The sequence below is a fragment of the Methylophaga sp. UBA1464 genome (genome assembly GCF_002325665.1).
Lineage (GTDB): Bacteria > Pseudomonadota > Gammaproteobacteria > Nitrosococcales > Methylophagaceae > Methylophaga.
This window is the reverse complement of sequence record NZ_DCSO01000012.1, coordinates 1,076-1,461: the sequence shown is the minus strand read 5'-3', so window position 1 is coordinate 1,461 and position 386 is coordinate 1,076. Positions and strand designations below refer to the sequence as shown.

Annotated in this window: 2 protein-coding genes; both read right to left on the bottom strand. The window is 51.6% G+C overall.

Annotation, left to right across the window (positions count from 1 at the left end; genetic code table 11):
* The coding region (locus B3O33_RS00980) for a tRNA (adenosine(37)-N6)-threonylcarbamoyltransferase complex ATPase subunit type 1 TsaE (protein ID WP_292362764.1) at positions 1-146 on the bottom strand (146 nt) is incomplete at its 3' end.
* A partial coding sequence (locus B3O33_RS00975) for an NAD(P)H-hydrate dehydratase (RefSeq protein ID WP_292362750.1) occupies positions 146-386 on the bottom strand: 241 nt, incomplete at its 5' end. The genes B3O33_RS00975 and B3O33_RS00980, both read right to left, overlap by 1 nt.

Below are 386 nucleotides of genomic sequence, written 5' to 3'. Positions count from 1 at the left end.
AGAGCGGTAAGTAGCCCCCGGACAAAAGTGGTTTTGCCAGCTCCAAGATCACCTTTCAGATGAATGCAAAATGCTGATTCGGGCAATAATACTGCCAGTTTAGCAGCCAAATCCAGGGTGGATTGTTCGTCAGCGAGCCAGAGCATTAATAGATAAGGTTCGCTAATCGACGGAGATGTGGCATCAAATCCATTGCCAGTGTCCCGCGTTCACCATCCAATTCAGCAGCTCTGTCCGCTGCCATACCATGTAATGTCACGCCAACACAGGCTGCATCCATTATCGGGAAATGTTGTGCCAGCAAACCGCCTATGACACCAGCCAGTACATCACCCATACCGCCACTGCCCATTCCTGGATTACCCCAGGTGGAGAGGCGGGTAGGT